Raw genomic sequence first — 8,996 nt, 5'->3', positions numbered from 1 at the left:
GACGTAGACGCCGCGATTGCCGCGGCCGACGTCGCGCGTGCCGGAGAGGACGAACGCGCCGCCGTCGCGCAAGGTCACCTCCGCGCTGTCGTCCGAGTGGCGCGCGATCGTGCGAATGGCGTCGAAGCGCAGGCTGAGCTCCCCGTCGCCGGTCCGGCCCTGAAGCTCGTCGGAGCCGACGCTGAACTGCCGGTCCCACTGGACGAAGCCGGTGAAGCTCCCCTGCGGCGTGCGCACAGTGCCGTACAGCCGGTCCGGGGCGGCTTCCAGGTCGGCGGTCGGGAGGAAGTCGATGGCGCGGATCCGGCGTTCGCCGAGGTCCACGACGCCGTGCTCGTCGTCCCACACGCGCAGGCCGTCGGCGAAGTCGTCGGCATCGAAGCGGTTGAGGACGAACTGCGTCCCGCTCTTGAGCGTCACCAGGAGCTCGCGGCCGCTCGGCGCGACGTGCCGGATGTCGCCGAAGCGAGCCATGAACGGCCGGCCCAGGTTGAGCCGCCGCTCCCGCTGAGCGACCTCGACACCGAGGACGGTGACCGGCCGGCTCTCCGTCAGCCGCTCGGGCGGAACGTCCACGGCCCAGGGGTTCTCCTCCTTGAAGCCGTTGAAGTAGTCACCCCAGAACGCTTCCTCGTCGCCCCCGAAGCGCAGCCGCCCTTCGTAGGCCGTGCCGTTCCTGGTGGTGACGCGGCCGTAGAGGAAGCCCCTGTGGGCCGTCGCCGACGTCGCGGGTGAGCGGGGAACCGCCGGCGGGGCTACGCCGTCAGCGTCGATGTCCAGGTCTCGTAGCAGAGGGACCGCGACGAGGCCGAGAGCCACGACAACGGCGAACAGCAGGAGCGCGGCTACGCCCCCGGCTATTCCGGCTCTCGTCATTGGCTGTACATTGCTCTTCGAACTGACGGGAACGCCTCGCTCCGGCCGCCTCGTGCTCCGAACCGCGCATGAACCTCGACCAGGCCAACGCCCTCCGGTGGACTGCCGCCGCCCGCGGCTGTTACGAGGTCTACTACCTGACCCTCAACGACCTGGCGAGCGAGACGGGCTACTGGATTCGATACGTCGTCCAGGCGCCCGAGATTACAAAGCGCTCCGCCGAGCTGGAACTCTGGTTCACCTTCCTCGATCGCCGGGATCCCGAGCAGAGCTTCGGCGTGTTCGAGCGCCGTCCCCTGGGGACGCTCGAGTCTCGGGCCGCGCCCTTTCGTCTGGGCTTCGGCGTCGGCCCGGTCGGGGGGCGCCGCTTTGCGCCGGCGGAGTTGCGCAACGGACTGGCCCGGGGCGAAGTCGGTCGAGGCGACCGGCGGGTTCGATGGCACCTGGAGTGGCCGGCCGACTCCGAACTCATCCTGCCGTTCCCCGAAGCGCTGTACAGCTCGGGAGACGTGCCCGGAGCGATGCTCTATCCGTATCCGGCGACGCGGTTCATCGGGACGATCGAGATCGGGGACCGCCGGCTGGTGATCGAGGACGCGCCGGGCGAGCAGAGCCATGTTTGGGGAGGGAAACACCCGCCGCACTGGCTCTGGGCTCATTGCAACCGGTTCGACGACGATCCGGCGGGTTACCTGGAGGTCTCGTGCATCCCGGCCTCCGCGGACGGACCGCCGCCGGTCCATGTGCTGATCGCGCGCGTTCATGGCCGTGAAGTGCGGTTGATCGCGCCGCTGGACGGTTCCGCGGCCACAAGCGAAGCGGTTCCCGGACGGTGGTCCTTCGCGGCCGAATCGGAACGCGAACGGATCGAGCTGGAGGTGAACTGTCCCCTGGACATGATCCTCGAAGCGCCGTACACGGACCCGGACGGGTCTGGTTGCTTCTGCCTGCACAGCGATCTGGCGAGTTGCCGGCTGAGGCTCTTCGAACGTGGTGTCGCGGGGGGAGCCGGCCGAGAGCCGGAGTGGGAGAATGTGGGGGAAGTGAGCAGCGAGGGCTGTTGCCACGTGGAGTGGGGAGACTGGCATGAGCATCCCGAGGTCGAGGGACGGATCGAGCGAGTGGAAGCGGGCTGAGGCTGGCCCGGCCGGCGGGATCCTCGGTTTCCTGGTGGCGCCGCTGGTCTTGCTCGCCGCCTGCGGCCCCGCCGGCACGGGGCCGGCCGATCGCGCGGCTTCGGACATGCCGCTTACGGTCGCCGAGACACTCTCCACGGCGCAGTCCGCTCGAGGCCAGTTCATCTCCTGGCGCGAGCATCGGATCGACGACGAAGAACTCTCCGGCGGCGTCCCGATGCGCGGCGCCGACGGCCTGAAGATGGCCGACCTCGACGGCGATGGTCACCTTGACATCGTGACCGTCCACGAGGACAGCGACCACGTCCGGCTCCACTTCGGCAGCGGCGATCCGAACCGCTGGACCAGCGTCACCCTGGCGGAAGGCAGGGAGGCTGCCGCGGCCGAGGACATAGCCATCGGCGACGTGAACGGCGACGGCGTGCTCGACGTGCTGGTCGCGTGCGAGCTGGACCACCTGACCTACTTCCAGAACCCGGGGCGGGATGTCCGGGGAGGCCGTTGGCCGCGGCTGATTCCGTCCGTGACGGCGGGCCGCGGTTCCTGGATCCGGGTCTACCTGGCCGATCTCGACCAGGACGGCCGGCTGGAAGCCATCGCGCCGAACAAGGGAGCGCAGCAGCCGGAGGGTGAGCCGGTGCCCGACACCTTCCCGCCGGAGGAGATCTCCATGTTCGAGATCGACGGCGATCCGCTGGTCGACTCGAGCTGGACGGAGACGGTGCTGGCCACCGTCACCGTGCCGATGAACTCGCGGCCAGTCGACCTGGACGGCGACGGCGACCTGGACATCCTCGCCGGCAGTCGGTCGGAAGCGAGGATCTTCTGGCTGGAGAACCTGCTCGAAGCGGGCTCGGGACTGGTGTTCGAGGAGCATCCGATCGAGGTCACGGGCAGGACGGTGCCGTGGGAGCGCGGCCCGCGCCGGCTTACCGGCATGAACGTCGAGTTCGCGGACCTGAACCACGACGGCCGGCTCGACATGGTGCTCCAGGAGACGCCCGTGCTCAACGTGTGGCTCGAGCAGCCGGCCGATCCGGTCGCGGAAGCGTGGACGATCCATCCGATCGGCGATACGGCGCCGGACAATCCGACCGGCCTGGCGCTGTTCGACATCGACGGCGACGGCGATCTCGATCTCTGGAGCGGCGGTTACAGCTCACGCCCGCGCGACCGCGACGGCGAGGACAAGACGGCCGCCAGCGTCGCCGGCCGCCTGGGTTGGTTCGAGAACCCGGGAGACCCGACCGGTGCGTGGATTCGGCACGACGTCTCGCGTCGTGTGCGGGGCATGTTCGACGAGTTCGTTGTCCTCGACATGGACCGGGACGGAGACGACGATCTGGTCGCGACCCGCGGCAACAGTGGCCACTACGACGGCGTCTTCTGGCTCGAACAGGTCCGCACCGCCGAGCCCCGGCGCGCCTTCTTCCCGGCCCGCGAGTCCGAGAGCCGGCACCTGCCGCTGCCGCCGGGCGACTAGGCGTCGCTTCGCGCCGGATGCCGGCGGGGACGCCGGCGCACCCAGTCTTCTGCCGCGCAAGCTCCTGTTAGGCGCGGCCGTCGTAGAACCGTTCGCCGAAGCTCTCCAGTTTGTCCTCGTCGATCACGATGCCGAGGCCGGGGCGCTGCGGCAGGTGGACGAAGCCATCCCGGTCGATCTCGGTGGTCTCGGCGAGGAGCGCGTCGCGGCCCTCGGTGGTCCAACCGGGGGGTTCGTAGGGGAACTCGCACCACTCGCAGTTGGGGCTGGCGGCCATGAGATGCAGGTTGGCGAGCAGGGCGAAGCCGTTGTTCCAGGTGTGGGCGGCGAAGGCCAGGCCGCTGGCTTCGGCGAGGGCGGCCACCTTCCGACATCCCGCGATGCCGCCGAAGAACATCGCGTCGGCCTGGAGGATGTCGAGGGACTGCTTCTCGACCAGGAGTCCGTACTCGTTGAGCCGCCAGTTCAACTCGCCGCCGGCGAGCGGGATGGAGGTCCGCCGGCGAAGTTCGGCGAGGGCCGCGTAGTCGTTTGCGGTCGAGCGGCTCCTCGATCCAGGTCATGTCGCAGGGTTCGATGGCGCTCGCGAACGCGGCCGCGATGTCCACGTCCCACTTCGGCGGGGCGCCCGGCAGGAGGGAGAAGTGGAAGCCCTGGTTCGCGTCGACCATCAGCGCCAGGTCGGGCCCGACCGCCTCGCGCGCCCGCTCGATGACCGCGACGTCGTCGCGCCAGTCCGGGTAGTGGGCGCGGAGCTTGACGGCCGAGAAGCCCATCTCCTGCAGTTCGAGCAGGTTCTCGGCGCGCTCGTCGGGCGATCGAAGCTCGGAGGTCGACGCGTAGGCCCTGAGCTTGTCCCTGCCGCCGCCCAGCAGCTCGTACACGGGCTGGCCCTTGACCTTGCCGGCGATGTCCCACAGCGCCGGTTCCAGCCAGGCCAGTCGGATGCCGAGCGCCTCGCCGGCGTCGAGGACGCTGGCGAAGCCCTCGATGTCGAGGGGGTCGCGGCCGAGGATGAACGGTCCCAGAGCATCGCCGACGCCGGCGTGGAACCGGCTCAGGGTCATTCCCGCCGACTCGCCGACGACGCCTTCGTCCGTCGTCATGCGGACGAAGGTCAGCTCGTTGTGCGTCTGGCCGTGGCCTGGCTGCGCGGCAACGTGGAGCGGCGCCGGCAGCGGCGACCTGACGTGGTACAACTCGAGGCGTTCGATCCTCAAGGCGGCGGGCTGCGGAAGTCGACGGTGTCGAAGTCGAGCTGGTTCGGCACTCTCGGTGCGTAGCGGCCGCTCTGTTTGGCTCTGGCCAGGTGGTCCTCTGCCTGCGGGTCGGGTCCCTGGGGACGCAGCGCGCGCTGGAAGAAGGCGAGCACGTTCGTGATCCGTCGCGGGATCGAGCGTCCGGTGTGGGCGCCCCCCTGGACCAGGTGGTACTCGTGCGGAATCGCGGCGTCGAAGAGCAGCCGGTGGAGCAGTTCGGCGCTGAGGTAGGTCAGGTTGGCGTCCTCGTCGCCGGCCTCGACCAGGAGCTTCAGGCCGGAGGCGCGGAGCCGGTCGGCGTTGTCGATCACGATCGTCGGCGGGTGACGGGCCCGCCAGTACTCGACGTCGAAGGGGTCGCCGAAACGCTCGTGGAGGAACCGCATCGCGCCGGGACCGTAGGGCGTGAGGTCGAGGTCGGCGAAGGAGGCCACCGGCGGGAATCCCGGTTCGAGGGCCGCCGCGGCTGCGAACATCTCGGGGTTGCGGAGGCCGATCCGTAGTGTGCCCTGGCCCCCCGCGGAGCCGCCGCCGAGCACGGTGCCGGCCCGGTCCTGCGCCACGTTGTAGTGGCTTCGGACGTGGGGCAGCAGTTGCTGGAGGATGAAGGTCTCCCAGCTCTTTCCTCCGCCCTTCCAGTCGATGTAGTAGGAGTTGCCCGTGATCGGAGCAACGACCACGATGTGCTCGATCGTTCCCTCGTCCCAGGCGCGTTCGAGATGGGCGCGAAGACGACGCTCCAGTTGGCGTTCGCCGCTGGAGCCGCCGTGAAGCCAGAGCAGGAGCGGGTAGGGCTCGGAGCGTTCCGGGTCATAGGCCGGAGGCAGCAGGAGGTCGAACCGCGGCTCGCCGGGCACCAGGTCGCTGGCGAGGGCGTGATTCGTCAGACTGGACTCCTGGGCGTGGCTCGCTGCGGCGACCAGGAAGATGGCCAGGAGGGGAAGAGCGTTGATTCGCGTGACTCGGCGCATGACCGGACCTCCCTTGGACGTGCACCGGAAACTGGGTGCGCCGGCGTCCCCGCCGGCATCCGGCGCAAAGCGCCGGCCTCCGGAGCGCGCTCGCTCGTGACGGTCGTCGGATGGACGTAGGCTCTGCAGTCTACGCCTCCAGCCCGCAGGAAGACCCGTCCCGAATGAACGCCGCACAACTCGCCATCGACAGCCTCGCCCGCTTCGGTGTGTATGACGCCGTGCGCTTCGAGGGCAGGACCAGAACGAACGAGGAGCAGGAGCTGCTGGCCCGGAAGCTGGCCGCCGTGCTCCGGGCACGCGGCGTCGGCCCCGACGATCGCGTCGTCGTCATGATGCCGAACTGCCCGGAGATCTTCTGCGCCTTCCAGGCGGTGTGGAAGATCGGCGCCGTGATCCTGCCGGTCATGCCGCAACTCGGCCCGCGCGAGGTCGGCTACCTGCTCGAAGACTCGGGGGCGAAGGTCGCGCTGGTGGCGCCGGTGCTCGCTCCGGTCGTGGACGCGGCCCGGGCCGGCTTGCCGCGCTGCGAAGCGCTGCTCAGCCTTGGTTCAGCCGAAGTCGCCGGCGCGACCGACATCACGGACGAGATCGCGGCGGCGGCGCCCGTCGACTCGCTGGTCGACCGGGCAGGCGACGACCTGGCGCTCCTCCTCTACACCTCAGGCACCACCGGCCGGCCGAAGGGAGTGATGCTCACGCACGACAACATCCTCTGGTCGTCTCAGCAGATCGGCGGGATGGCCGAGATGCCGGAAGGGATGCCGATCCTGCACGTGATGCCGATGGCCCACTCGTTCGGCGTCCTGATGATGTGTGTCGGTTTCGTCAAGGGTTTCGAGGCGACGGTCATGGTGCGCTGGGACACTCGCCTGGTGTTCGAGAACATCGAGCGGCACCGGATCGAGCGCATGGGCATGGTGCCGACGATGCTGACCTACCTGCTCGACTTCCCGGAGCGGGAGCGCTTCGACACCGGTTCACTGAGCTGGGTATGGTCGGGCGGCGCCGCGCTCGCCAACGAGGTCCGGGTCGACTTCGAGCGCGAGTTCGACTGCACGGTCCGCGACGGCTACGGGCTGACCGAGTCGACCGCGGTCGCCACCGCCTACTCGGACAGCGACGAGTACCGCGCGGGTTCCTGCGGCCGCGCCGTCGACGGCGTGGAGGTCGCGGTCATGGACGATGACCACAACCGGATGCCGGCCGGGACGCCGGGCGAGGTCTGCATCCGTGGCCGCAACGTGATGAAGGGCTACTGGGGCAGTGCCGAGGCCACTGCGGAAGCGGTCCGCGACGGCTGGCTGCACTCCGGCGACATCGGCGTCATGGACGCAGACGGCTTCCTGCGCATCACCGACCGGAAGAAGGACCTGATCATCAAGGGCGGCGAGAACATCTCACCGCGGGAGATCGAGGAGGCGCTCTACGAGCATCCTGCGATCTCGGAGGTCGCCGTCGTCGCCGTGCCGCACAAGACCTGGGGCGACGACATCTGGGCGGCGGTGGTGTTCAAGCCCGGCGCCGACGCCAGCGAAGAGGAACTTCGCGCCCACACCGCGGGCTTCGTCACCCGGTTCAAGATCCCGAGCCGCTTCGTCGTTCAGCCGGAGTTGCCGAAGAACGCGGTGGGGAAGATCATGAAGCGGGAGGTTGCGGAGAGATTGCTCGGCGACCCTTGATGGGCAGGATTCGCCGCAGGCGCTCCGCTTCCTCGCCGGCGCCCACGCCACTAGCCTCCCAATGGTCGGCGACGATGCCGTCCGGCCGCATGAGGACAACCTCCCCGTTGTCGTACGGCGATGCGGCCTCGACCTCGGGCAACAGCTCGGTCCGAATGGGAAACCCGCTCCTCGCAATCGCATCAGCAGCATCCCGCCACGGCCCGGGGTCCACGTGCGCCCCCAGAACGGCGGTGTAGCCCAGGCCGTTCCAGTCGAGGACGGAGCGGGTCCAGCTCTCGTCCAGCCACAGGTTCGGCGCCCGGCGGCCGGACCGGACGACGGGGACGTAGTCGCAGACGGGGTTGTCCACAACGGGGGCGGGCGCGTCGTCATGGGCGCAGAGCTCGGACCTCAACTCGTAGCCGTAGATCAGCCCGTCGTAGTCGCCGTACTGGCGGCAGTTCCGGGCGGCCGCTTCCGTGTCGCCGCCGGCGTGGAAGGCGCGAAAGATCCCCCCGGACAGTCGCGCGTTGCGTCGGCCGGCCGCGACGCGCTGCTTCGCCATCGGCTGGTGCTCGATGTCGTACGTCTCGAGCAGGGATGCGGGCGAGGCGCCGCGGAGCACGAACGCGATCTTCCAGGCGAGGTTGCGAATGCCGACGAAGCCGGTGTTGTTGCCGAGGCCGCCGGTCGGGATAAACACGTGCGCGGCGTCGCCGGCCAGGAAGATGCGGCCTTGGCCGAGACGGCCGGCGCGGCCCGGCTGGAACTGCCATTCCGTCATCGTCCGCACTTCGATCGGGACCGGGTCGTTCGCGCCCAGCGCCGACCGGATCCAGTTCTCGGCGAACTCCGCGGTCATCTCTTGCGTACGGTCGAATCCGCCGATCTGGCAACGCCAGCGCCGCACGCCGTCGAGCGGCTGGAAGACGGCGGCTCCCATCGGGTGGGCGATGAAGAGCAGGCCGCCCTGCCGGTCGCTCGTGTGGCTCGAGAAGTCCGCCTCGAAGATGACGTCCTGGAAGAAGACGTCCATGAAGTCGGCTTCGAGCGTCGTTCCAATGGTGGCCCGCGTCGAGCTCCGGAGACCGTCGGCGCCGATCGCGAACTCGGCTGAGACCTTGCTTGCGCTCCCGGTGCGGTTGTCGCGGATCGTGCAGGAGACGCCGGCGTCGTCCTGGGTCAGTCCGTTCGCGGTCGTGTCGAAGCGGAGGTCGACGTTCGGGTCCGACGCCGCCTTGTCGAAGAGGATCGCCTCGACGTAGTCCTGCGCCGTCATCACGGGCATGGAGGAACTGCGGTCGGTCCGGACCGAGTGGAAAGACGGGGTGGGGACCCGGCAGATCTCGTTGCCCGCCAGGCGGTCGAACCAGCGGTTGTACTCGGTCCAGTCGGGACCCAGGCCGGTGTCGATCACCTGCTGCTCCACGCCGACCTCGCGCATCAACTCGACCGACGGGGCGTCCAGCAGCCGGGACCGCGGGTGCGTGCTGGTACGTCCCCGCAGGTCGACGACCAGTGACCTGACCCCTAGCCGGGACAGGAGCAGCGAGCCCATGAGGCCGATCGGACCGCCGCCGACGATCAGCACCTGCGTCTCGATGCGT

Annotated in this window: 7 protein-coding genes and 1 pseudogene; 4 read left to right on the top strand and 4 right to left on the bottom strand. The window is 69.4% G+C overall.

Annotation, left to right across the window (positions count from 1 at the left end; all coding sequences use genetic code 11):
• On the bottom strand, positions 1-876 hold an 876-nt coding region (locus OXI49_14480; protein ID MDE2691718.1), incomplete at its 3' end, for a hypothetical protein.
• Between the two features lie 68 nt (positions 877-944).
• Between OXI49_14480 and OXI49_14475 the strand changes: the two genes are divergently transcribed.
• Both OXI49_14475 and OXI49_14470 read left to right on the top strand, forming a co-directional pair.
• Positions 945-2,012: a tocopherol cyclase family protein gene (locus OXI49_14475; GenBank protein MDE2691717.1), complete on the top strand. Its 1,068-nt coding sequence runs from the start codon at positions 945-947 to the stop codon at positions 2,010-2,012.
• Positions 1,963-3,495, top strand: coding sequence for a VCBS repeat-containing protein (locus OXI49_14470; GenBank protein ID MDE2691716.1), 1,533 nt, complete (start codon positions 1,963-1,965; stop codon positions 3,493-3,495). Before OXI49_14475 ends, OXI49_14470 begins: the two co-directional genes overlap by 50 nt.
• Before the next feature lie 67 nt (positions 3,496-3,562).
• Here OXI49_14470 and OXI49_14465 read toward each other — a convergent pair.
• Positions 3,563-4,015, bottom strand: a pseudogene (locus tag OXI49_14465) (mandelate racemase/muconate lactonizing enzyme family protein).
• A gap of 124 nt (positions 4,016-4,139) precedes the next feature.
• On the opposite strand from OXI49_14465, the gene OXI49_14460 reads away from it, so the two are divergent.
• Complete coding sequence (locus tag OXI49_14460) at positions 4,140-4,778, top strand: hypothetical protein (protein MDE2691715.1); 639 nt, start codon at positions 4,140-4,142, stop codon at positions 4,776-4,778.
• Here OXI49_14460 and OXI49_14455 read toward each other — a convergent pair.
• Positions 4,712-5,725, bottom strand: a complete 1,014-nt coding sequence (locus OXI49_14455; protein ID MDE2691714.1) for an alpha/beta hydrolase-fold protein — start codon at positions 5,723-5,725, stop codon at positions 4,712-4,714. The two genes, OXI49_14460 and OXI49_14455, sit on opposite strands and share 67 nt — an antisense overlap.
• Positions 5,726-5,889: 164 nt before the next feature.
• Here OXI49_14455 and OXI49_14450 point away from each other — a divergent pair, with 164 nt between their 5' ends.
• A complete protein-coding gene (locus OXI49_14450; GenBank protein ID MDE2691713.1) occupies positions 5,890-7,407 on the top strand; it encodes an AMP-binding protein in 1,518 nt (505 codons plus the stop codon).
• On the opposite strand, the gene OXI49_14445 is transcribed toward OXI49_14450, so the two are convergent.
• Positions 7,364-8,980 (bottom strand): FAD-dependent monooxygenase, encoded by a 1,617-nt coding sequence (locus OXI49_14445; GenBank protein ID MDE2691712.1) that lies wholly within the window; start codon positions 8,978-8,980, stop codon positions 7,364-7,366. The two genes, OXI49_14450 and OXI49_14445, sit on opposite strands and share 44 nt — an antisense overlap.
• Between the last annotated feature and the right edge of the window lie 16 nt (positions 8,981-8,996).

The organism is Acidobacteriota bacterium (assembly GCA_028875725.1).
Lineage (GTDB): Bacteria > Acidobacteriota > Thermoanaerobaculia > Multivoradales > Multivoraceae > Multivorans.
This window is presented reverse-complemented; position numbering and strand designations above follow the sequence as displayed.